The organism is Pseudomonas weihenstephanensis (genome assembly GCF_016812185.1).
In the GTDB taxonomy this organism is placed as follows: Bacteria; Pseudomonadota; Gammaproteobacteria; order Pseudomonadales; family Pseudomonadaceae; genus Aquipseudomonas; species Aquipseudomonas weihenstephanensis.
In genome coordinates this window covers 997700-1019358 of sequence record NZ_JAAEBV010000001.1, presented here as the reverse complement: position 1 = coordinate 1019358, position 21659 = coordinate 997700, and the positions used below count along the sequence as shown (strand labels likewise).

General features: G+C 58.6%; 27 protein-coding genes. 23 read left to right on the top strand and 4 right to left on the bottom strand.

Going from position 1 to position 21659, the window contains the following annotated elements:
* Positions 1 to 16: 16 nt before the first annotated feature.
* Positions 17 to 721, bottom strand: a complete 705-nt coding sequence (locus GYN01_RS04575) for an XRE family transcriptional regulator (RefSeq protein WP_048362765.1) — start codon at positions 719 to 721, stop codon at positions 17 to 19.
* 102 nt (positions 722 to 823) lie between these two features.
* Here GYN01_RS04575 and GYN01_RS04570 point away from each other — a divergent pair, with 102 nt between their 5' ends.
* The 3 genes from GYN01_RS04570 (at position 824) to GYN01_RS04560 (ending at position 2579) form a co-directional block, all read left to right on the top strand.
* Positions 824 to 1054, top strand: a complete 231-nt coding sequence (locus GYN01_RS04570; RefSeq protein WP_048362766.1) for a Cro/CI family transcriptional regulator — start codon at positions 824 to 826, stop codon at positions 1052 to 1054.
* Positions 1055 to 1119: 65 nt separating this feature from the next.
* The gene (locus tag GYN01_RS04565) at positions 1120 to 1656 is read left to right on the top strand and encodes a hypothetical protein (protein WP_338053133.1); all 537 of its coding nucleotides are present in this window, start codon (positions 1120 to 1122) and stop codon (positions 1654 to 1656) included.
* Positions 1653 to 2579: a hypothetical protein gene (locus tag GYN01_RS04560; RefSeq protein ID WP_239658763.1), complete on the top strand. Its 927-nt coding sequence runs from the start codon at positions 1653 to 1655 to the stop codon at positions 2577 to 2579. Before GYN01_RS04565 ends, GYN01_RS04560 begins: the two co-directional genes overlap by 4 nt.
* Before the next feature lie 674 nt (positions 2580 to 3253).
* Here the strand turns inward: GYN01_RS04560 and GYN01_RS04555 are convergent.
* From GYN01_RS04555 to GYN01_RS04545, 3 genes are all read right to left on the bottom strand, one after another.
* Positions 3254 to 3514 (bottom strand): ogr/Delta-like zinc finger family protein, encoded by a 261-nt coding sequence (locus tag GYN01_RS04555; RefSeq protein WP_082152851.1) that lies wholly within the window; start codon positions 3512 to 3514, stop codon positions 3254 to 3256.
* Positions 3515 to 3586: 72 nt separating this feature from the next.
* The gene (locus tag GYN01_RS04550; protein WP_203306654.1) at positions 3587 to 4456 is read right to left on the bottom strand and encodes a phage portal protein; all 870 of its coding nucleotides are present in this window, start codon (positions 4454 to 4456) and stop codon (positions 3587 to 3589) included.
* The gene (locus tag GYN01_RS04545; protein WP_203306653.1) at positions 4368 to 6416 is read right to left on the bottom strand and encodes a terminase large subunit domain-containing protein; all 2049 of its coding nucleotides are present in this window, start codon (positions 6414 to 6416) and stop codon (positions 4368 to 4370) included. Before GYN01_RS04545 ends, GYN01_RS04550 begins: the two co-directional genes overlap by 89 nt.
* A 163-nt stretch (positions 6417 to 6579) precedes the next feature.
* Between GYN01_RS04545 and GYN01_RS04540 the strand changes: the two genes are divergently transcribed.
* The 20 genes from GYN01_RS04540 (at position 6580) to GYN01_RS22550 (ending at position 21658) form a co-directional block, all read left to right on the top strand.
* Positions 6580 to 7503, top strand: a complete 924-nt coding sequence (locus tag GYN01_RS04540) for a GPO family capsid scaffolding protein (protein WP_203306652.1) — start codon at positions 6580 to 6582, stop codon at positions 7501 to 7503.
* Position 7504: 1 nt separating this feature from the next.
* The gene (locus GYN01_RS04535; RefSeq protein WP_203306651.1) at positions 7505 to 8524 is read left to right on the top strand and encodes a phage major capsid protein, P2 family; all 1020 of its coding nucleotides are present in this window, start codon (positions 7505 to 7507) and stop codon (positions 8522 to 8524) included.
* Positions 8521 to 9240, top strand: coding sequence for a phage terminase small subunit (gene gpM, locus GYN01_RS04530; protein ID WP_203306650.1), 720 nt, complete (start codon positions 8521 to 8523; stop codon positions 9238 to 9240). The genes GYN01_RS04535 and gpM overlap by 4 nt, the downstream gene beginning before the upstream one ends.
* A gap of 97 nt (positions 9241 to 9337) precedes the next feature.
* Positions 9338 to 9799: a head completion/stabilization protein gene (locus tag GYN01_RS04525; RefSeq protein WP_203306649.1), complete on the top strand. Its 462-nt coding sequence runs from the start codon at positions 9338 to 9340 to the stop codon at positions 9797 to 9799.
* Positions 9800 to 9807: 8 nt separating this feature from the next.
* Positions 9808 to 10284 carry a hypothetical protein gene (locus tag GYN01_RS04520; RefSeq protein WP_203306648.1) on the top strand — a complete coding sequence of 159 codons (477 nt, stop codon included), beginning with the start codon at positions 9808 to 9810 and terminating at the stop codon, positions 10282 to 10284.
* Positions 10281 to 10724, top strand: coding sequence for a phage tail protein (locus GYN01_RS04515; RefSeq protein WP_203306647.1), 444 nt, complete (start codon positions 10281 to 10283; stop codon positions 10722 to 10724). Before GYN01_RS04520 ends, GYN01_RS04515 begins: the two co-directional genes overlap by 4 nt.
* On the top strand, positions 10714 to 11394 hold the full coding sequence (locus tag GYN01_RS04510; protein ID WP_203306646.1) for a virion morphogenesis protein: 681 nt from the start codon (positions 10714 to 10716) through the stop codon (positions 11392 to 11394). Before GYN01_RS04515 ends, GYN01_RS04510 begins: the two co-directional genes overlap by 11 nt.
* A gap of 11 nt (positions 11395 to 11405) precedes the next feature.
* Positions 11406 to 12521, top strand: coding sequence for a DUF2586 domain-containing protein (locus GYN01_RS04505; protein WP_203306645.1), 1116 nt, complete (start codon positions 11406 to 11408; stop codon positions 12519 to 12521).
* Positions 12522 to 12527: 6 nt separating this feature from the next.
* Positions 12528 to 12977, top strand: coding sequence for a phage protein (locus GYN01_RS04500; RefSeq protein WP_203306644.1), 450 nt, complete (start codon positions 12528 to 12530; stop codon positions 12975 to 12977).
* Positions 12977 to 13189 carry a TraR/DksA family transcriptional regulator gene (locus tag GYN01_RS04495; RefSeq protein ID WP_203306643.1) on the top strand — a complete coding sequence of 71 codons (213 nt, stop codon included), beginning with the start codon at positions 12977 to 12979 and terminating at the stop codon, positions 13187 to 13189. The genes GYN01_RS04500 and GYN01_RS04495 overlap by 1 nt, the downstream gene beginning before the upstream one ends.
* Complete coding sequence (locus GYN01_RS04490; RefSeq protein ID WP_238936075.1) at positions 13186 to 13557, top strand: hypothetical protein; 372 nt, start codon at positions 13186 to 13188, stop codon at positions 13555 to 13557. Before GYN01_RS04495 ends, GYN01_RS04490 begins: the two co-directional genes overlap by 4 nt.
* The gene (locus tag GYN01_RS04485; RefSeq protein ID WP_203306642.1) at positions 13554 to 14087 is read left to right on the top strand and encodes a lysozyme; all 534 of its coding nucleotides are present in this window, start codon (positions 13554 to 13556) and stop codon (positions 14085 to 14087) included. The genes GYN01_RS04490 and GYN01_RS04485 overlap by 4 nt, the downstream gene beginning before the upstream one ends.
* Complete coding sequence (locus GYN01_RS04480; RefSeq protein WP_203306641.1) at positions 14084 to 14524, top strand: lysis system i-spanin subunit Rz; 441 nt, start codon at positions 14084 to 14086, stop codon at positions 14522 to 14524. Before GYN01_RS04485 ends, GYN01_RS04480 begins: the two co-directional genes overlap by 4 nt.
* A 40-nt stretch (positions 14525 to 14564) precedes the next feature.
* Positions 14565 to 14852, top strand: a complete 288-nt coding sequence (locus GYN01_RS04475) for a putative phage tail assembly chaperone (RefSeq protein WP_048362782.1) — start codon at positions 14565 to 14567, stop codon at positions 14850 to 14852.
* A 23-nt stretch (positions 14853 to 14875) separates the two neighbouring features.
* Positions 14876 to 15016, top strand: coding sequence for a DUF6890 family protein (locus GYN01_RS04470; RefSeq protein WP_048363032.1), 141 nt, complete (start codon positions 14876 to 14878; stop codon positions 15014 to 15016).
* Between the two features lie 6 nt (positions 15017 to 15022).
* On the top strand, positions 15023 to 17251 hold the full coding sequence (locus GYN01_RS04465) for a phage tail tape measure protein (protein WP_203306640.1): 2229 nt from the start codon (positions 15023 to 15025) through the stop codon (positions 17249 to 17251).
* Entirely contained in the window at positions 17248 to 17565 is a 318-nt protein-coding gene (locus tag GYN01_RS04460) for a DUF2590 family protein (RefSeq protein WP_203302398.1), read from the top strand. The genes GYN01_RS04465 and GYN01_RS04460 overlap by 4 nt, the downstream gene beginning before the upstream one ends.
* The gene (locus tag GYN01_RS04455; RefSeq protein WP_203306639.1) at positions 17562 to 18734 is read left to right on the top strand and encodes a baseplate J/gp47 family protein; all 1173 of its coding nucleotides are present in this window, start codon (positions 17562 to 17564) and stop codon (positions 18732 to 18734) included. The genes GYN01_RS04460 and GYN01_RS04455 overlap by 4 nt, the downstream gene beginning before the upstream one ends.
* On the top strand, positions 18731 to 19255 hold the full coding sequence (locus tag GYN01_RS04450) for a phage tail protein (protein ID WP_048362786.1): 525 nt from the start codon (positions 18731 to 18733) through the stop codon (positions 19253 to 19255). The genes GYN01_RS04455 and GYN01_RS04450 overlap by 4 nt, the downstream gene beginning before the upstream one ends.
* 9 nt (positions 19256 to 19264) lie before the next feature.
* Positions 19265 to 21658 carry a phage tail-collar fiber domain-containing protein gene (locus GYN01_RS22550; RefSeq protein WP_203306638.1) on the top strand — a complete coding sequence of 798 codons (2394 nt, stop codon included), beginning with the start codon at positions 19265 to 19267 and terminating at the stop codon, positions 21656 to 21658.
* Position 21659 lies beyond the last annotated feature (1 nt).

Below are 21659 nucleotides of genomic sequence, written 5' to 3'. Positions count from 1 at the left end.
GCTTTTGGACTGCGGATTACATGCCGGTTATCTTGGCGTCAATTGCCCGGCCCGTGATCTCCCAAGTCCCGTCCAGAGTCACAGTCTGATACTCGGGGTTCAGAGGCACTAAATATCCTACACCAGCGTCTTGAACATATTGTTTGAAGGTGTGCTCGCCGCTGATGGTATGTTCAGCGATGTAAAATTTCCCGCTGATAAGATCAAAGCCTTCTGGGCGGATCAGGATTGGGGTGCCCTCCGGAAAGCTTGGAGGTGTATCCGATGTCATCGATCTGCCTTTTACTCTTAGCCAGTAGCCATGCGGACCCGCATTCTCGGTAGAACTTAGCCACTCTTCGGCAATGCCGGTTGGATAGCTGTTTACAGACTCAAGCCTTTCACCTGCAGCGACCCAACTCAAAACTGGATATTCCCTACTCTGACGGTGCGGCTGCACCATTGGCCCAACGTTGCTCATCTCTGCAATTTCCGCAGCAAGTCGTGGGCTAAAACTTTCAATTGGTTCGTTAAGCAGTTTCGCCAAAATTGCGGCAAAACGAGCATTCAACGGGTTTATACCCTTCAAATAGTGATTCACCGAAACTGGTGTGATTCCAGCAGCGTCAGCAATTTTCCTTTGGTTGAGCTTAAGCGCGTTCTTTTTCGAGAGATAAAGATCGTGAGCTGCTTTGCATTCAGCCAGAAGTGCCGGGGGGAGAGGTTTTTTCTTGGTCATCATAAAAGTATAAGCCGCTAGCTAATGCCGATGATTAGCTAGCGGCATTGATAAAAAATATGTCTGCGGTTAATATTCGCCATTCATCAGGTAGAGGTGTGTGGCATGGAAAACGTTTCCTTGAATGACTTGGTATCTAAGCTAGGTCAGGCACGAGTTGCGCGAGCACTTGGCGTTAAGCCTGCGTCTATTGCAAAAGCTATTCGCATTCGTCGAAACATCATGGTGATGGTCAATGACGACGGCTCATGTGTCGCTAAAGAGATTCGGCCTTTTCCATCAAAAGTGCTGGAAAACCAAGACGCTGCTGAGGCTATAAGCAGTAGCGTTGTATGAATATGTCCAACTCAGGACAGCAGTCCATCTCCCGTGATCAGGTGCTGGTAGCTCATGCCGCTGAAATGATTGCGCGCACAGGTTTTAGCCAGGATGACTTTGCTCAGGCACTAAGCAGCCATTTACATCGCCTGATTCCTGAAAAGGCTACCAGCAAGGATGTACCTGATTTCAAGCTGTTGGCGAAGGGCAACGATTCTGAGACCTTTCTAAGATCATCAGGGGCTTGGCTGCGGCGTGTTGGGCGTTGGCTCAGTGGTGAAGTTGACCTGCCAAGTTGGCTTGAGGAGGCTTGGGTTGATGCTCTCGAAGGAGACTTTCAGGAGCGCTGTCTGAATGAGCTGGCCAGCCGTCACGGGCTGACTGGAGCGCGTGCGCTGATCGGTGATGCCAACCCTGTTGGGGTCTTCGGCGCGTTGGTTGCCCGCTTGGGCAATACAGTCTCCCTCGGTAGTGAAATCTTGGCTGATGGTCGAATTGATATCGAAGACCTGGACAAACTGCCTGAGTTTGTCGATCGCTTGCGTTCGGTCGAAGCCCGCTGCAGCGAACTGCGTTCGCGTGCTGAGAGCGTACTTCACCAGGTGAATACGTCTCTGTGAACCCCCTTGATAAGGACATCAAATCTCGCACGGCAAGCGGCCGCACCGACAGCCCCAAGAAGGGCAGGCCTCCTGCTGTCCATCGTGACAAGAAAGATCCCCATGCCGCACTCCGTGCGCCAATCCGTGCGCCGCGGTACTCAGCTCCACGCCGACTGACTGGCCAGCAGCTGAAAAATCCCCTCCTGCGCATGGCATTCTCGCGCCTAAGCCGCATTGGTGATCTGCGTGGGCAGTACCTGCGCGACCTGGACACGATCCACGGTGGTCGCCGTACCCGCTCCGAGAAATTCGACGCACTGGCCAAGGCAGCCGAGCAACTGTTGCTCCGCTTGGACTTGGCCACCGGCGTGCTGGGATGGCTGGATATCGAACGAGGGCAGTACTTCCTTAACACCCAATGCGGTGTCGCTGAAGACTGCGATATGTCCCCTGCTTCCCTTAACCGGCTCATGCACAGCTTGGACTTGGCCGGATACGTCTACCGGCGCATCGAGAAAGTACGGTTGGATGAGAAGGACGAGGCTGGACTTAACCTGGTGCGAACCCGGGTGCTGGTGCGCTTCACAGAAAAATTCTTTGCCGATCTTGGTGTTCGCTACCTTTGGTACCGGGCCAAGAAGGCCGCCATCAAACGCAGAGAGAGAGAACTTCACCAGGTCAGCGGGCTTCGTGCAGCTCGTCAGGAAAAGGCATCCCTGGAGGAGTTCCGCAGGCAGCAATCCCGTAGCAATTGGGAAAAGAGTGAGGCGCGCAAGGCGGCTCATGTGCATGGTGGATCAGTAGTGATGACCCCGTCTCGAGGGTCAGGTAGGGGCGTAAAACCTGCGCTTGAGCCTGACAAGAGTTCAGGTGGACTGGGCGAATCCATGGCGCGGCTACTGCGCAACGTCCAAGTCAAGAAAGACATCCCTCAGAACTAATCGCAAATCTTGCGAGGCCGGGCTACGCCTGGCAGTCGAAAAACACACTCCCTATCATACGATCACTGTTGGCACGCATCGCTATGCAGGCTCAGGCGGACGATCACGCCCATTTTTCAGCGTCATTTCTATACGCCGCCAGCGGCCGGCCGGGTAATCCCAAAGGTCTTTGAATTAAATGGAATTTTAAACCCCACTCAGCATCCCCAAAGGGAAAAAAAAAGAGCTTTCCGAGGTGTCCACAGGGTCAGTGTGTTGGGTACAAGATGATGCCTCGAGCACTTCGCGCCAAGGCGCGGCCCGAGTACAAGTCGCGGGCTGCGCGCCCGCACAGCGGCAGGGCAGTGCCCTGCACCCGTGCTGGAAATCCATGGGGCACAAAAGCGGTAATTGGGCGCGTCGAGGTGAGTTGCAAATTCGCAGGTAGCGGTCGCGGGCTTTATCTTGCGGTGCAGCACATTTCTTTGGGGCGAGCTTGGCGTATAGCCGACCGCTTCGCGAGTGTCGCCGCTGTAAGATCGGAGGTATCAAGTTAGATGGTGTCGGCGGCTTATATGCCTGCTGCGCAGGCATTCTGAAACACAGACCGATGGTTATCATTTGAGATGTCCGTGGTGGACACTCGAGAGGCAGGCTTTGGCAAATGTTAGGAGGTTGCGACAGTAGGCGAGTTGTTAGTCGAATTGTTGCGAGCCTACTTGCTCGAATAGTTCCTGTTGTTGTGCTGTCGATAAGTTTCTGATGCGCTCGACTAAAAGTGTATCTAGGTGCTGTGCTGGTGGCCGTAACGAATGTATGAACGTTAGTTCGGATAGCCAAGTGTGCCCGCACTTTGCGTCCAAGCACTGACAATACAATTTCACGTAACCTCGTGTTACTTCCGCCCGTGAGCTGATACGTCCTTTGTGGCCACAACCGGTACAGTAAATTCGCATGTCTCCCTCCCCAGGGTTGAATAATCACTATTATGCCTTTTCGTGTAGTGGTTTTCACTGCTAACTGTGTATTTAGTCAGTTGTTATTTCTGTTCTTTCTGGTTTTTTCCAATCAATTTTCCTGTCTGGTCTCAAGACATCGTTGACCTGGTTAAACAACTGGCAGATGGGCCGTATCTCGTTGCTGGTGTAGACCCCGTCAATCTTTTCGATATCGCCAAACCCCCCGCTGTTTTCCGGGATGATGCCCGCCAGGGCCGGGTTCATGCGCCATGCGGCGATGATGTCGTTGCGGGTGATGTTTTTGACCTTTTCCAGTTCGTCTTTGGCCTGAAAGTCGCCCACCGGGATGATTTGGATGGCGTTTTCTTTGCCGTTGGGGATGTTGACGAACATCGAGCGGAAGTTGCCCACGCCTTTGCTTGCGCTGATTTGTTCGCGCAGGTTGTTTTCGTCTTTTTCGGTCAGATCGGGGTCGTTGGTGTAGAAGATGTAACCCGCGTGGGCGCCGTTGCTGTAGTAGCGGCGGCGGAATAAGGTCGCGGCTTCGTTGAGCAACAGTGCTTGCAGGGCGCCGAGATAGTCCGGGATGCCGTAGATGGTCTGTTCGACGTCATAGTCCATGACATGGATGATTTCATCTCGCTCGAAGTCCATGAATTTACCGTCGGGTAGTAGCATTCGATAACAACCGTCCACTTTGACCCGCATGTTGATTGCGGGCAGGTGTTTCAGCTCCAGCACTTGGCCGAAGGTGTTGGTGTCGCAATAGAAGAAGGCATCCCCAAACACCATGTAGTCCAGCGCCGCGCAGCCCATGGTGTGGGCACTGCACCCCGCCGAGGGGATGAACTCACGCAATAGCAGGTTGCGTTTGAACTTCGGAATGGCGCCGTGGTGTGCGTTGGCGCGCAACAGCTTGGCCAGCCCGGTGCGCGACACCGGGGGCTTGTAGATGTCGCCGTCGTCGCTGGGAAATACCCCCACGTACTCCCCGATGTTGCCGCTCAATACCTGTTCCGGTTCCCCGAACGTGAACGCGCGCATGGGCTGCTGTTGGCGTGGCTGCTGAGTGACCTGGTGCTGTTTGCGTCGTGCTTTGGACATGGGTTCCGCTCGTGATGTAGCGGCTCCGGCGCCGCTTGTTTGTGTTCAAGGGTTCGTTGGCCAGGGCGTGCATGATCGCCCACGCGATGTCGGCGTGGCCGGTGGCGTCGGTACGCGATGCGCTGTAGGTGACTTGGCCGCTGCCGGTGGTGCCGCGCTTGATGGTCAGGAATGCCTGGGCGATATCAGTCCACCCCGCATCCCATTCGATGCGGCTGCCCTGAATGGTGTCTTGAGCCTTGAGTACCAGAGTGTTTTTGGTCTCCAGGCTGTAGTGAATCGATGTGGCCCGAGGGTAGAAGTCGCGCACTAGGTCAAACACGCCGTAGCCAATGCCCGTGGTATCGATGCCGATGTGCTGGACGTTGAAACGTTCGGTGAGTTTTTTAACTTGCTCGGCCTGGTATTTGAACGACTGACCCCGCCAACTGTATTTTTCGAGGATGCGAAATTTCGCCCCGGCCTCCAGCGGTGGAGCAATAACCACACAGGTGGCGTCGTCGCGGGTGCGGCTGGGGTCGTACCCAAGCCAGACCGGGCTGTTGCCATAGGGGCGGTCGTCGTCCGGCTTGTAGTCTTCCCACAACGTCAGGTCGGAGTAGCAGCGCTCCAGATCCTTGAGACCAAACGCGCTCTGTGTGCTGTCGATGAACTTGCAATAGAACAACTGCTGAAACTTGTCTTCGTCGTACTCCAGTTGCAGCAGCTCAAGGTCGAACAGATCGCAACCGCCGTCGATTGCGTCCTGAATCGTGATGGTCTTGCGCCATTGGCCATCCGGGCACAGCGCGCCCTGTGTGTACGCTGATTCAGTGGGCCAAGTGCCACCGGCCTTTTTTCCGCGCTTGCTGTTGCGAAACTCTTCACCGGACCAAAACGGGTACGCCTGATGCGACACCGCGCTGGGCGTTGAAAAGTAGGTTTTACGCCACTTCTTGTGGGTGCCCATGGCGCTGGCCACGGTGCTGAGTTTTTCGAAGTCGCGGATCCAGAAGTATTCGTCGACATAGACGTGACCGTGATAGCCCTGGGCCGTGCTGCTGTTGGTGCTGAGAAAACGCAGCTCGGCACCATTGCTCAGTGTGATGGGGTTGCCGGTCAGTTCGATGCCAAACCACTGTTGGGCGAACTGGATGATGTAGCTGCGAAAAATCTCCGACTGCGATCGGCTGGCGGATAGAAACACCTGGTTGTCGCCGCTCAGTACGGCGTCCATGAACGCTTCACCGGCGAAGTAATAGGTCAGACCGACCTGACGGCTTTTAAGGATGTTGCGGATCCTGCGCGTCAGCGGATTCTGTTTTGCGGCGAACAGTTCTTTTTGGTAGCCGTACATCTTTGAGATGAACTTATCCAGGAAGTCCACTTCGGTCAGGCCGCTGATGTCGTTCTTGGCCTTCTTTTCGCGTTTCTTCCCGCCGCTGTCCCCACGGTTGGCACGTTCCCTGCGCGGCGCTTGGGGGCTTTCGTCCGGGGCGTCCTGAGCACCCCCGGTCGGGGCTGTCGGTTTCACGGCCTGCTTTAGCAGTCGCTCGCGAATGCTGGTCAGTCGATCCAGTTCGTTCAGATCGTCTTTGCTCAGGCTGCTGGCTTTGTCCAGCAACAGGGTGATTCTGCGTCCGACAGCGGTCAGCGGTTCTTCATCGGACAGCATGTCCTCCCAACCGCCCTGGCGGATCCAGTAATAGACGATCCGAATATTGGGCAGGTTGAGTTGCGCCTGAATTTCCTTGGCCTTGCAGCGGCGTAGAAACAGGCGTTTAGCGGCTTCTTTAACTTCGGTTGAGTAGAGCATGGGCCGCAGTCTATGCGGCGAAAACGGTGAAAACGTGCTGATAATTTCCGAGATTCTCCTAAAAGCTAAAAATAGGAGAAGGGCGGATTTGAATCGTTTGTTTCGGGCTGGATCGCTCCCTATCTTGGCGGCTCAAATCACCGATTGAGCGCAGTTAACCACCATGCCCCGTTCCCTTGTCTCGTACTGGAAACGTGTCGCCACCAGCGGCCCGACCACTGATGGTCGTGACATCCTTCCCCAGGAACTGCGTGATATCGCCGAGACCTACAAGCCGTCTCTTTACACCGCTGTCATCTGGTCTGAACACGATCGCTCGCAGGGATCCTACGGCACCGTGTTTGCCGTCCGCCTACTTGAAGAAGGTGAGGATCTAGAGCCTGGCCAAGTCGCGCTGGAGGCCCAACTCAAGCCGAATGACCGACTGCTTGAACTCAATGATCAAGGCCAGAAGCTGTTTAGCAGTATCGAGATCTATCCGAATTTCCGGGGTAAGGGCAAATCCTATATGACCGGATTGGCTGTCACGGATGAGCCGGCCAGCATTGGCACCCAAGAACTCTACTTTTCGAGAAAGACCAGCGAGCGCACCTATTACGCCGCTTCGGTCGAGCTTGTCCACGCGCATCACGACAGCGCGAATTCAGATGAAAAAGGGCTGATTAAAGCGCTAACCACGTTCTTCAAAAATTTCGCAACCGAAACCCCGCCCGCTGAAACCACTCCACCTCAAACAGAGAACAAATCCCAAATGGATGAAGCCAACGGCACAGCCTTGAAGGCTCTGCGCGATCAGCTGCTGATAATTGTGGCTGGTATAGACGTCGTTATCGACAGCGCTGCAGCCGACACCCCAGACCCCGAACCTGAGCTTATTGAAGATGTGCAGGCAGCAGTTGACGACATCGTCACCACTGCCGAAGAAGAGCGCGAATTCAAACGCAAAGGCAGTTCGTCCAACAAGGCGGTACTGACTGCACTGCTGAAACTGCAAAAGCAGTTCTCCACCTTGCAGAACACCGCCGTCGGTCGCCAGTTGCCGCGTAACCCAGGCCCTGTAAATACTCCCAAAAAGCGGGTGTTTTAACATGGCACAACTGAGCGCCAAGGGCGCCAAGCACTACGCTGAATTGCAGGATGCAATTGCCGACACCTACGGCGTTCAGCGTGCCAGCAAGATGTTCAGCGTTGATCCTTCGGTCGCTCAGGAATTGAACGACGCGATCACGGCGAAAGCGGACTTTCTGGAACGCATCAACATCATCCCGGTCAGCGAGATCAAGGGCGAGAAGGTGTTTATTGGTGTCAATGGCCCGGTCACCGGCCGAACCAACACCAAAACCGCTGACCGCCAGGCCAAGGATGCGTCGGCGCTGGAAAACACCACCTATGAGCTGGTGGATACCCAGTCTGACGTGGGCCTGCCATACGCCAAGATCGACGCGTGGGCGAAGTTTCCCGACTTCCAGGATCGCTATTCCGCTGCGGTGCAAAAGCGCATTGCACAAGACCGAATTGTGATCGGTTTTCACGGTAAAACGGCGGCACCCCAGACCGATCTGGACGCCAACCCCAAGTTGCAGGACGTCAACAAAGGTTGGTTGCAGCAACTGCGTGAAGATGCCCCGCAACAAGTGCTCAAAGAGGGCAAAACCGCTGGCAAGATCACGTTGGGTGCCGGTGGCGATTACGCCAACCTTGACGCCCTGGTGCATGACACCAAGCAAATGGTTGACGAAATCTTGCGTGAAGACGGCGACCTGGTAGCGATCATCGGTTCTGACCTGTTGGCGGCTGACAAGGCCAAGCTGTACACCAAACAGGGCGATACCCCGACCGAAAAAGAGCGCATCGAAAACGCTCAGGTCATTGCCACCTATGGCGGTCTGCCCGCGTTCAGCGTGCCGAACTTCCCGGTCAACGCCGTGTTGGTCACCAGTTGGGACAACCTGTCGATTTACTTCCAGGACACCAGCTGGCGTAAGCAGACGGTCGACAACCCGAAACGCTCCCGTGTTGAGGACTACAACAGCCGCAACGAAGGTTATGTGATCGAGCAAATGGAAAAGATCGCACTGACTGAAAACGTTGAGTTGGTGGTCGCGTGAGTCTGGCCCTGGCGCACAAGCGCCGCACCCTGGCACAGGGAAGCGCAGCGGCAGTTATGGCAGCGGGCGCTCCTTTGGCGTACTCGCCCGCTGATGCCTTGAGCAGCCCGGCCAACGCCCGTAAGCACCTGATGTTGCAGGAAGCCGCTTTGGATCAAGACCTTGAGCGCCTGAGCGCGATCAAGGGACTGGCTGGGCGTCAGACGCTCAAGCGCGACGAGCTGCTGCCCAAGTACCAGGACTATGTGCAGCGCTACTGCGAGTCGGGCCTGAACTTTCCCAACCGTGTCCTGGTGCAGGTGATGGTGTGGCTGTTTGACACCGAGCAGTTCGAAGACGGTCTGGAACTGGCGGACTTCGCGATCGAACAGGGCCAGGTGATGCCGGAGCGTTTCAAGCGCCGCGACATCCAGACCTTTGTCGCGGATGCCGTCATCGACTGGGCCTTTGCCGAGTACAACGCTGAGCGCAGCCCTGAACCCTACTTGAGCAACATGCTGCCGCTGGTCGATGGCGAGTGGGAACTGACGGAGCAGATCCCGAGCAAGTACCACAAGTTGATCGGCATGCGCGCCATAGAAGCAGGGGAGTTGAGCACCGCACTCAAGCACCTTGAGCGCTCGACCGAGTTGTACCCCAAGGCCGGTAATGAAACCCGCATCTCCAAGTGCCGTAAGGCGCTGGCGAAGCAACAGGCCGCACCGGCCACCGAATAACCGACTACCCCCCCCAGCGGGAAACTGTGGATGAGAGTGAGCCATTTATGGCCTGCCTCCCTGAAACAGTTCTCCCGCCCTATTTGAGCGCCCGGCAATGAGCTTTTCAGGCAAACCCACCACGTTGGTTGAACAGCAAATCGTCAATGACGGCTTTTGGCCCGACTTGTCGGTGAGCGAGTTCCAGAAAGGCTATCGCCTGCCGGGTGAGTACCTGGGCGATATGCTGGTCGCGGATCTGACCACTGCCATGGTCGAGGTCAACACCGACTTGGCGCGCTGCAAGTCCAAGTGGCAATCCGTAGGCGTTGTCTGTGTGGAATCTGCTGACCCTATGGTGCTGCCAGAGCGTGCTTTTCACGTAGTGACGTACAAGCGCGCCGTGTATGCACGCGCCAAAGCCAGCCTGTTGACCCAGTTCGCCACCGTGACCCGTCGCGAGAGCGCGGAAAACACCGGCAAGGAAGCCCCTGAGCGCGCCGAAACCTTTCTGTCTTTCAGTCAGCAGGCTGTGCGCTCGCTGCAAGGCCGTGGGCGCATCACGGCGGTGTTGCTATGAGCCAGCCAGTGACAATCGCGTACCTGGAAATTTCGCCACGTCAGACAGGCAAGACGACCCGCCTGGCCAAGATGGCGTGCGCACTGGTCGAGGCTGGCAAGTCAGTGGTCTTTGTAGTCCATAACCGACGTTTCGCAAGCGAACTGAGCCAGCGTTACTCGGGCCTGACCGTTATCTCTGATGGGCAGCGACTGCCGCCCGAGATCGATCCGAATCTGGCCGTATGGTTCTACGACGAGTTCGACTTTTTGAAGTCAACAGCCATCCGAGAGGGCGCCTACTACGCCACCACTGCAGCACGCCTTCGTGTCCTCGGCCGTGATGGCCCTGACAACGACATGCTTATGCAACTGGTTAAAGCCAACGGCAACCACCATGAACGGCACCTGTGGGCTTTGGACATGTCCGACTTCATCAGCGAAAGCCGCCACCTCATGACTGCCGAATGCTTCCGCAGAAGCGTGCTCGGGGAGTTTCTGTCGTGAAGAAGCTGAAAGCGCTGACCTCGTATTTGCTGAGCCGCAATCTGGTCATGCCCGAGCAGCTCGACAGCTGGGCAAACCAGATCAGTCTGGAAATGATCTGGAAGCCCGATCTGAAAGGCATGCACTTCGCGAACATGCGTTATAGCGCGGTCGTGGTGTTTGAGCGCTTTGCTGATGATCCCGGACGGCTGATGGCTTTGGTGGGGAGTTGGCTGGAGAGCCACGACCGCGACCGCGACGGGCTGCCGATGCTGAGTTTTGCCATCGACATGCTGGACAACGACCTGGCTGACGTCGAAATCACCGTGGAGTTCGTCGAGCCGCAGTACCTGGCCGAAGACCCGGACGGCGAAATCGAGGCTTTCGGGCAGACCTGGTCATTCATCCCGTTTGACCTGTGGGTCGCGGAAGAAGGCGAGGTGGGCAGCAATGGCCGCTAGCCCGCTCGACCTCGATATCCGGGGCTTGCTCAACGTTGACGCGCAACTGGCCCTGATGGAGCTGCGGCCACAACTGCGCCGCCGCTTGCTGAACAACGTCACCAAACGCGTGCGCTCGATGAGCCGCAAGCGCGTGCGCGAGCAGAAGAACCTCGACGGCTCGCCGTTCGCTGAGCGCAAGGGTTCGGCCAAGGGCAAAAAGAAGATGGAAGCGGGGTTGGCCAAGCTGCTGCAAGTCACCCGCGTCAGCCCGGACGAGGCCGAATTGGGCTGGAAAAACGCCCTCACGCGTTGGGTTGCCTCGCAGCAGCACAACGGCGTCAGCGAACGCCGCACGGCCGCGCAGATGCGCCGCTGGAACAAAGTCCCACCCGGTGTCGCCTGCACGGACAAGCAAGCCAAGCGCTTGCGTCAGTTGGGTTTTCGGGTGCGCGTCAAAGGCAAAAAGAACCTGACCAAACCGTCTGTGGCGTGGATTCAAGAGCACGTGAACTACGCCAAGGCCGGTCTGTTGATCCGCATTTTGAACGATGAAAGAACCGAGTCCTCGGGCGCACAAAGCTGGGACATCACCCTGCCCAAACGCCAGTTCCTCGGCGTGCAAAGCAGTAATGAAACCCGCGAACTGGTTAACCAGGTCTTTGAACAAATCCTAAATTCACCCCGCTAAAGAGGCACCCCATGGGACTCGGCAAAGTCAGCGTTAACAATCTCAATCTGGGCCAAGGCGAAGTGACCGCGATCGAGCGTTATTTCCTCTTCATTGGCCCCAGTACCAAAAACATCGGCAAGGTGTTGGCCCTCAACACCGACAGCGATCTGGATAACGAGCTGGGCATTCCTGCCAGTGATTTGAAAACCCAGATCACGGCTGCGCGACTCAATGGTGGCGACCGCTGGGCCTGCGTGGCCGTGCCGATCGGCGCAGACGGCGCGTGGTCGGACGCGCTGGAAATGACCCAGCAGAAAGGCTTTTCAGTCGAAGCGGTGGTGATTACCAAACCGGTCACCACCGGCGCCGAGCTGTCGCAAATGAACGATGCGGCGGTGGCGTTGAATAACGTCTACGGCCGCCGTTCGTTCGTGATGGCCGCCACGTCGGGCATTACCGCGTTGCAACCGTGGTCGCAGTTCCTGACCGAACAGAAAGCCATCACGGCCGGTCTGGCCGCGCCGCGTGTGTTGGTGGTGCCGCAGTTGCACGGCAACGATTTGGGCGTGTTGGCCGGTCGCTTGGCGAATGCCGCCGTGAGCATTGCCGATACGCCGATGCGCGTGGCCAGCGGTGCGGTGTTGGGCCTTGGCCCGGTGCCGGAAGACTCCGAAGGCGTGCCGCTGCCGTCCGCGATCCGTGCCGAGCTGGATAAAGCGCGGTTCTCGGTCTCGCAGACCTACCCGGACTACGAGGGCGTGTACTGGGGCGACGGCAACCTGCTGGACACCCCTGCCAGCGACTTTCAGGTGATCGAGCATTTGCGTCTGGCCGACAAGGCTGCGCGTCAGGTGCGCCCGCTGTTGATCCGTCGCGTGGGTGATCGCCGCCTGAACAGCACGCCCAACAGCATGGCGGTGAACATCAACGCGCTGATGGCGCCCCTGCGTGCGATGGCCAAGTCCGTCACGTTTGCGGGCCAGGTGTTCCCCGGTGAAATCCAGACCCCCAAGGACGGCGACATCGTGCTGGTCTGGAAGAGCAAAACCGCCGTAGAGGCGTACATCAAGCTCAAACCCCACAACTGCCCGAAAGACATCACGGCCAACATCGCCCTGGATCTTTCCAACGACGCCACGGAGTAACCCCCTATGCCACGCATTAGCGGCAAGAATTTTGACGTGAACCTGGGCGATCTGCTGGTTCACGTGGAGAGCTGCACCCTCGACATCACCGACAACAGCGCCGTGGCGCAAACCCGTGGCGTGCCCGATGGCTACGTGGATGGCGACGTGTCGGCCAGCGGTGAATTGGAGCTGGACAGCTACAACTTCGGCCTGCTGGTGGATGCCGCGCGCACGGCGGGCAGTTTTCGCGAATTGAAGCCGTTCGACAACGTGTTTTTCGCCAAGAGCGGCGATGAAGAAATGCGCATCGAAGCTTTCGGCTGCAAGTTAAAGGTGTCCAGCTTGCTGAGCATCGACCCCAAAGGTGGCGAGAAATCCAAACACAAGGTGCCGTTCGACGTCACTAGCCGGGATTTTATCCGCATGAATGGTGTGCCGTACCTGGCTGTGTCCGAGATTGAGGGGCTGAGCTGATGTCGTGCCCGTTCGATCGCGCCCAGGCGCTGGAGCAACGTCAGCGCGATCAGGCGATTGCCGCCCAGTTGGCCCGCGTGCGCCCGATCGGGCCAAGCCGTAGCGAGTGCCTGGACTGTGAGGGCGAAATCCCCGCAGCACGCCAGGCGCTGGGCGGGATCCTGCGGTGTGTGCCATGCCAGTCCATCTACGAAAAAGGAAGCCGCAGATGAATATCAACCCGGCGTTGAGCAGCAATCCTCTGCCATCCACCCCACCTTCGGCACCGCCACCAGCTCCCGCACAGGTTACTGACCCTATGCGTCTGGGGGTGCTGGAGCAAAAAATGGCGGTCACTGAGCATCGGCTTAATGAAATGACAAGTCGGCATGAAACCGTGCCTACCCGTGTGACCAAGCTGGAGGGCCAGTTTGAACACATGGCCGGTCAATTGGTGAGCCTTAACGCTGGCCAAAAAAAACTGACCGTAGCGGTTACGGACATCGGCGCCAAGGTAACAAAACTACTGACCATCCTGACGATTGTCGGCGCGGTGTTGCAGATGGTTGTCCCGGCTCTGCTTCGGCTGGTTTTCCCATGAACCTGCGCCACAAGATCGCCACCGGCGCCATTGCGCTGGCCAGCGCCTCGTTGGTCGCTTTTCTGGGGAAATGGGAAGGCGAAGGCCAGCACGTCGTGTATGCCGACACCCTGGCCCGTGGCCTGCCCTCGGTGTGCAAGGGCATCACTCGCTACACCAGTCCTTTTCCCGTGGTGGTGGGTGACTACTGGTCTCCAGCCCGCTGCGCCGAAGTGGAACAGTTGGTGATTGAGAAAGGCCAGCTTGCCTTGGCGGACTGCCTGACCAATCAACGTATCGGCCAGAACCCTTTCGATGCCCTGAGCAGTCATGGCCACAACTTCGGCATGCCCAGCACCTGCGCCAGTCGCGCAGTAGGCCTGATAAACGCCGGACGGATTGCCGAGGGCTGCAACGCCTTGGCGTGGGCGGCGGATGGCAAAACCCCGGTGTGGGCGTACGTCACCGATGCACAGGGCCGAAAAATCTTCGTGCCCGGCCTGCATGCGCGCCGGTTGGCCGAAGCCAAACTGTGCGGGGCCGGACTATGACCGCGTTGCCCACGAACTTGCTTTCGTTGCTGCTGTTCTTGGCCGCCTGGTTTCTGTTCAACCACCTCATCGATGAGCGTAACCGCGCCTTGTTTGAGGTCAGCGGACTGCGCGAAGCGGCCCGTATCAGTGGAGAAATGCTGGCTGATCGTGACGAAAACGACCGCACTCGAACTAAGGCTCTGAACCATGCACTTTCTGAAATCAATGATCTGCGCCGTGCTGTTGATAGTGGTGGTAAGCGGCTGTTCGTTAAAGCCACCTGTAGCACCCCAAAGCCCGACCAGACCGGCTCCGGCAGCGTGGCTGATGCAGGCGCCGCCGAACTCGCAACAGACGCTCGACCGGATTATTTCACCCTCCGCGATCAACTCGCCCTCAGTCGAGAAATGATCCTGGGGCTGCAAGACCACGTGCGCCGGATCTGCCTGCGCTAACCCGAATCACCCACTTTTAAACCTGAACGGAAAACACCCCATGACTGAACGTCGCGAAATCGAACTGGAAATTGGCAACAGCGAATTCACCTTTGAGCTGACCCCTCAAGACGTGACCAAGTACTTCAACGCCGTTAACCAGAACAACAAAGTGGCCCCGGCCAACAACTTGCTGGTGACCACGGTGAAGCAGGAACAGCGCGCCTCCCTGAAACCGTTGCTGGCCAACCCGGTGATGGTGATGCAACTGGCCGGCACGTTGCTGGAAGAGTACGGCCCGGACGTTGAAATCATCGTAAAAAAGCCCTCGACCACGCCGAAGGACTGAGTGAGAACGGCCTGGGGCAGTTAGTGGCCCTGGCCAATCGCTGGCTACCGGGCGCCGAACCCACCGCCGAGGTGATGGGCACGGCCAAGTGGTTGGAAGACGAGTATTGGAAACGCATGGAATATGCCGTGGCTAACGGCATTGCCCATGCCCTGAACGGATAGCCACACATGGCAGATCGCAGCGCCCGCCTGGCCTTTATCTTGAGCCTGACCGACAAGATCACCGCGCCCCTGGGCAAGGTGAAAACCAGCTTTTCGAACTTGGCCGAGCAAGGGCAAAACAACATCAAGACCATGGGCCTTGGCCTGGGTGGCTTGGTGGGGGCGGGTGTTGCGATCAGCCAGTCACTGGAACCGGCGTTGGAGATGAACCGCGCCCTGGGCGAAGTCCGCTCATTGGGCGTGGCCGAAGACGCGCTGAATGCACTCAACCGCAAGTCGCTGGAGTTCTCAGTGGCCTACGGTGAAAACGCCCGTGACTTTGTGGCCTCGGCGTCCAGCATCAATGGTGCCATTCAAGGTCTGAGCGGCAGCCAGTTGGCCACCTTCACCAACACCAGCAACCTGTTGGCCAAGGCCACCAAAACGGACGCCGACACCATGGGCGCCTACGTCGGCACCATGTACAACCTGTTCAAAGATCAAGCCGATGCCATGGGCAAAAGCCAGTGGGTCGAGAAGATGGGCGGGCAGACCGCGTTGGCGGTGCAACTGTTCCGCACCGACGGCGCCCAGCTCAAGGATGCGTTCAAGGAAGTCGGCGCGATCGCCACCACGGCCGGTGTCGATCTGGCCGAACAGTTCGCGGTGATTGGCACGCTGAGCAGCACCATGGAAGGCGGCGACGCCGGGGGCATGTACAAGGCGCTGTTTGAAAACATCGGCGCAGGGTCGGAAAAACTGAGCATGAAGTTCACCGACCAGAACGGCAAGTTGCTGCCGATGCTCGACATCCTGGACAAGCTGCAAGGCAAGTTTGGCGACCTGACCACCGCCGCCGCTGGCACGGCCTTGACCGATGCCTTTGGCGGCGAAGGAGCGCGGGTGATTGGCGCTCTGGCCAAGGACACCGGGCGTTTGCGCAATGGCATGGAGCAGTTGGGCAACGTGCGCGGGCTGGAGAGCGCCGACAAGATGGCGCGGGCGATGGTTGACCCGTGGCAACAGTTCGGCGCCGCTGTGCAGGCGCTGCGCATTGCCTTCGGCCAAGCTTTGATCCCGATCCTTGCACCGCTGATGGCCAAGCTGACCGGCGTGGCGCAAACCCTCACGCGCTGGTCACAATTGTTCCCCAACATCACCCGCGTGGTGAGTATCACAGCGTTGACCGTGCTCGGCATCACGGCGGTGATGTCCGCGCTGACGTTGGTGGTGGGTGTCAGCAAGATGGTGTGGCTGGGCCTGGTAACGGTCTGGAAGATCCTCACCTGGACAGGCTTTCGCAGCATTGCCATGTTCCTGGTGCACGTGGCCATGGCCACTACTTTCGTGTTGAGCATGATGGCCATGGTCGCGTGGATGGGCATCGTTCGCGGCGCCATGCTGCTGTGGCAAGGCGCGATATGGCTGGTCAACGCGGCCCTGCTGGCTAACCCCATCGTGTGGATCGTGGTCGGCGTGGTGGCGTTGATCGCTGCCGTGGCTGCTGCCGTTTATTACTGGGATGAGTGGACGACCGCGCTACTCAACAGCGAGGCGTTCAAGTGGGTCAGTGACCAGCTCCAGGGCTTGAGTGACTGGTTCAGCTCCATGGGCGGCTGGATGGGCATGGCTAAGGCCGCGTGGGACGGGATTATCAACATCTTCAAAGGCGCGATTAATGGCCTGATCGAGATGCTGAACAAAATCCCCGGCGTGCAGATCGATGCCGCGTTTGGCGACCTGCCAGCACCGCCGCAGATGCCGGACATCGGCGTGGCGCAGGTGCAGGCCCAACCGGCGCCGCCGCTGGTCATGGCCCCCGTGCCGAAAGCCCCCACGGCCATGCTGCCGGAGATGGAAAGCCCGTTGCGGCTCGTGCCTCAAGCGCCGCCGTTGGTGATGGCACCGGCACCTGTGCCCGTGCAACCCAACATCCCCGGCCCTCGGGCGCTGGCCACCCCGGCCATGCCGCAGGTCGATGCACTGCAACCGCCGCTGCAAGTCCCTGCACTGGTGACGGCGGCACCGCCGCAAGCCAAGTCCGAGCAAAGTCAGGAACGCCTCAACAGCTCGCTGAGCAGCCTGTCCCCGTCACGGCCCAACGCCGTGCCTAAGGGCGGCCTGTTGAGCAGCATTCAGAACAACAGCCAAACCCAAAGCAAGGCCACCCACGTGGAAAACCTGAACATCACCAACACCAAACCCATGAGTCCGTTGGAGCTTGAAAACATGATGAGCATGGCGGTGGGAGGATGAATGACTACATCGACCTGCTGATTGTGGACAACGATTTGTCGCTGGATCCGTCGCGTCAACCGTTGCTCATCGATGACCGCGCCAGTATTGCCCAGGACATCGCGCACATGATCCGCGAAAGCGGCTTGCTGGTGACGTTGGTGGCCGAGCGCAGCCGTCTGCGTCAGCGTGATTGCATCCAGCAACTGGAGCTGCTGGTGGAGGCCGATGTGCGCCTGGTGCCGGGCACGGCGTTGATTCAGTCCTACGACAGCGGCAAGTACCTGGTGACGGCTAAAACTTTGAAGTTTGGCGCGATCGAGGTGTTCCTGTGAGCGACGTGGATTTTAAACAGGCGCTGATAGACGCCGGGATCCCGACCACCGAGGCCGGGTTGCGCAAGGCGTGGGAAAGCGAGGTGGCGACCCAAGGCAGCAAGCTGAGCAACACCAGCGCCTATTCGCCGTTCTGGCGGCTGATTACCGCGCTGGTGACCAAGCCAGTCATGTGGCTCATCAGCTTTATCAGCGACACCGTGCTGCCGAATTTCTTTGTCAAAACGGCCGGTGACACCTGGTTGGACATGCTGGCCTGGGCGGTCAACGTCGAGCGCAAAGGCGCGACCAAGGCCAAGGGCGTGATCCTGTTCACCCGCATTGCAGCCGGTGGCACGCTGGAATTGCCTGCGGGCATCGTGGTGCAGTCGTCCGCGATCAACGGCCATATTTATCAACTGGTCACCACCACACCCGCGACCTTTGCCGATGGCCTGCTGCAACTGGAAGTGCCGGTGGAGGCGCAGGAGGTGGGCAGCGGCTACAACCTGGCGCCCGGTTACTACGCCATTTTGCCGGTGCCACTGGCGGGCATTGCGCAGGTGGTGAACGCCGATGGTTGGTTAATCGCCCCCGGCGCCGACCCTGAACCCGACGAGCAACTGCGCTTGCGCGTGCGCAACCAGTTCTCGGCGGTCAACCAGTGGCACACCGACGCGGTGTACCGGGCGATGATCTCAGCGTTCCCCGGCGTGCGCCCGGACGGGGTGTATTTTCTGCACGGCGCGCCCCGTGGCCCCGGTAGTGCCAACGCCTATGTGCTGTTCGATGCGGACGTGCCAGCGGCCACGTACCTGGAGCAGATCAATGCGCACATCCGTGACCAGGGTAACCATGGCCACGGCGATGACCTGGTGGTGATGGTGATGCCCGAAACCCAACACGCCATCCGCCTGACCCTGTGGCCACGCGCCCTGATCGGCAATGACAAGCGCGACAGCCTGCGCGATGAGGTGGCGTTGTTCGTGCGCGCAGCGTTCCGTGAAAGCACGGTCACCGACTACCAGCCGACCCTGACCTATCCGCAGTCGCGCTTTTCTTTCAGCCGACTGGGCGAAGAGCTGCACCAACAGTTCCCCGGCATCGAGTCGCTGCACTTTGACAATGCCGACATCGTTTCAGAACTGAGCATCCCCCGGATCAACAGCCTGGTAGTGACGCTCGCATGATCAAACTCAAGTTGCCGTTCTGGCTCGATGGTAAGGAGCTGAACAGGCTCAAGACCGCCAGTCAGTCCTGGTGGAACAAGGTCGAAGGCTGGTTGCAGTGGCCGCTGCTGCAAATGGACGCTGAAACCTGCCACCTGACCGTGCTCGATCTGCTGGCCTGGCAGCGCGACATCAGCCGCTTCAAGGACGAACCCGAAAGCCTGTACCGGTTGCGGGTCAAGTTCGCCTTTATCAACGCCGTGGACGCGGGCAGCACCGCAGGGCTGAAACGGATTTTGCAGCGCCTGGGCGTGGGCTACGTCGAGATCGACGAGCGCCTTCCCGATCGGGACTGGGACGTGGTGCTGCTGCGCCTCTCCGATTCGCAGCTGTCGCAAAACCCGGAACTGATGCGGGTGTTGATCCAGCAGTACGGGCGCACGTGCCGCCGCTATGACTTTGTGACCATCACCCCTGTATCGCTGCGCATCGTCGCGGTGGACTTTAACGACGACCAGCAAACGCTGGTTGCCAGCCTGTAGGAGCCTCCCGTGGGTGCCAGTATTACCCTTGCAGGTGAAAGCCTGATCGCGCAGAAAGTCGGCGCACAACAACCCCTGATCGTCAGCCGCTTTGTGCTGGCCAACGTGCCGGGCCTTGACCCGAACGGCCCGGTAAACCGTGGCGCGGCCAAGCCGCCCGTGAGCCAAATCGTGGCCACTTACGACGTGACCCAAAAAGGCTTTGTGAACCCCAATCAAGTGGTTTACAGCCTGATGATGGGCAGCGACATCGGGGACTTCGACTGGAACTGGATCGGCCTCGAAACCGCCGACAACGTGTTGTTGGCCGTGGCGTACGTGCCGGTGCAGCAAAAGCGCCGCAACATCCCGCCGCTGCAAATCGGCAACAACGTCACCCGCAACTTTCTGGTGGTGTTCGACGGCGCCCAGGCGCTGACCGGCATCACCATCGACGCCAAGACCTGGCAGCACGACTTCACTGTGCGCCTGCACAGCATCGACGAGCGCGAGCGCCTGAGTAACCGCGATATGTTCGGGCGTTCGTGCTTCTTTGACGGCGGTTTGCAGTTGGAGAAAGTCGGGGCGGTGTACCAGCTCAAGCCTGGTATTGCTTACATCGAAGGCGTGCGGGTGCTGTCAGCGGCAGCCACGCCAGTCGCCCCGGCCAACCTGCCGACCAAAGCCTGGCTGGATGTGTGCCTGGAACGCCAGTTGAGCGATGCCGTGGTCAGCTGGAAAGTGAGCTTTGGCGCCTCGTTGCCTGACTACATTGACAGCGTTGGGGTGCGTCACTACGTGGTGCCGCTGGCCGACATTCCCAATTCCAACACCATCACCGACATGCGCAAGCCCGAGCCGATCACAGACGCGCTGGTCAAGCATTTTGCCGGTCGCAGTTGGGTCGAATCCGAACTGCTGAAAAAGGCCAACAAGGGCACGACGCTGAAGGATTACGGCATCACCGACGCCATTCAGAACGTCAACCCGCTGCCCGGTACCAGCCTGGATCTGCACGGCGGGCAGTTCGCTTTTGTGTCGGCTGAAAGCGAAACCCACCTGTGCCAGAACTGCTACTGGAACGGGAAAGCCTGGCTGAGGCATGACGTGGCCAAGCCTGCTGTGGTGTTGGTGGGCGGTGGTGGTCGATTGCGGGTGCAGCGTGCGAGCGCAGGTGAGAACCCGATCGTGTGGACATCTTCGGCCTCGATCCGCGACAGTGGCGACACGTACAGCATCGTAGAGATCGATCGCTTGCTGACGGCGCTCAATCTGGTGGTGGACTCCAAAGCCGAAAAAGCCACGACGCTGGGAGGGTATGGCATCACCGATGCCATCCCGAACCTTAACCCGCTGCCTAACAACAGCCTGGACATTCACGCGGGCAGCTTTGGTTTTGTGAGTTCGATTCTCGAATCCAGCCTATGCCAGAACTGCTATTACGCGGACGGCCGCTGGATGCGTCACGACACCAACAAACCTGCCGCCTGCATTGCCGTCACCAATGGCCGGGCGATCATCCGCAAGGCAGCGGCCGGGGCCAATCCCATTGTCTGGACGTATGACGCCACGTTAATGGACAGCCTCAATACCTACAGCGCCAACCAGGTGGACGACTTGTTGGTGCCCATCAATAACGCGATCGACAAGACCAATGTGAACGTGGGTCAGATCAATAAAGACCTGGTTGTCATCAACAAAACGCTGGATAAAAAGGCCGACAAGGGCACCACGCTTAAGGACTACGGCATCACCGACGCCATTCCAAACCGTAACCCCTTGTCGGGTGACAGCCTGGACATTCACGCGGGTCAGTACGGTTTTTTAAGCTCTATCAGCGAGACCAGCCTGTCTCAAAACTGCTACTGGGACGGCGCCAAATGGATGCGCCACAACACCGGGCTGCCTGCGGTGGTGATGGCGGGGGCGGCCGGTCAACTGATCGTGCGACGTGCAGAGGCCGGGGCCAACCCGATTGTGTTCAAAGGGCAAGCCACAATCATCGACAGCTCAAAGCTGGCCACTACCGCCGACGTGGGCGTGGCGCGCATTGCTTCTGACGCCCAGATCGATGCGGGAAACGATGACAGCACCATCGTCACCCCGAAGAAACTGCGCCGGGGTTGCTCCTGGTCGATCGGGCGCAATGGCTACTTTGCCGCCCCCACCTGGTTGGGCGGGTGGGTATTGCAATGGGCGACCACCAGCGAGTGTATTTCCAGCAGCGATTACCGGTACTTCCCGACCCCGTTCCCGAATGAGTGCTTCGGCATGCTGTTCAGTCTCATGTCCAGCACGCAGGGCGGTTTTGGCAACAACTTCGGCATGGTGCACCAGGTTGTGGACAGTTCGCGTTTCCTCTGGAGCGCGGGCGGTACCTTTTCACATGAGGGCCAAGCCTTCTTTCTGGCATTAGGGAAATAAC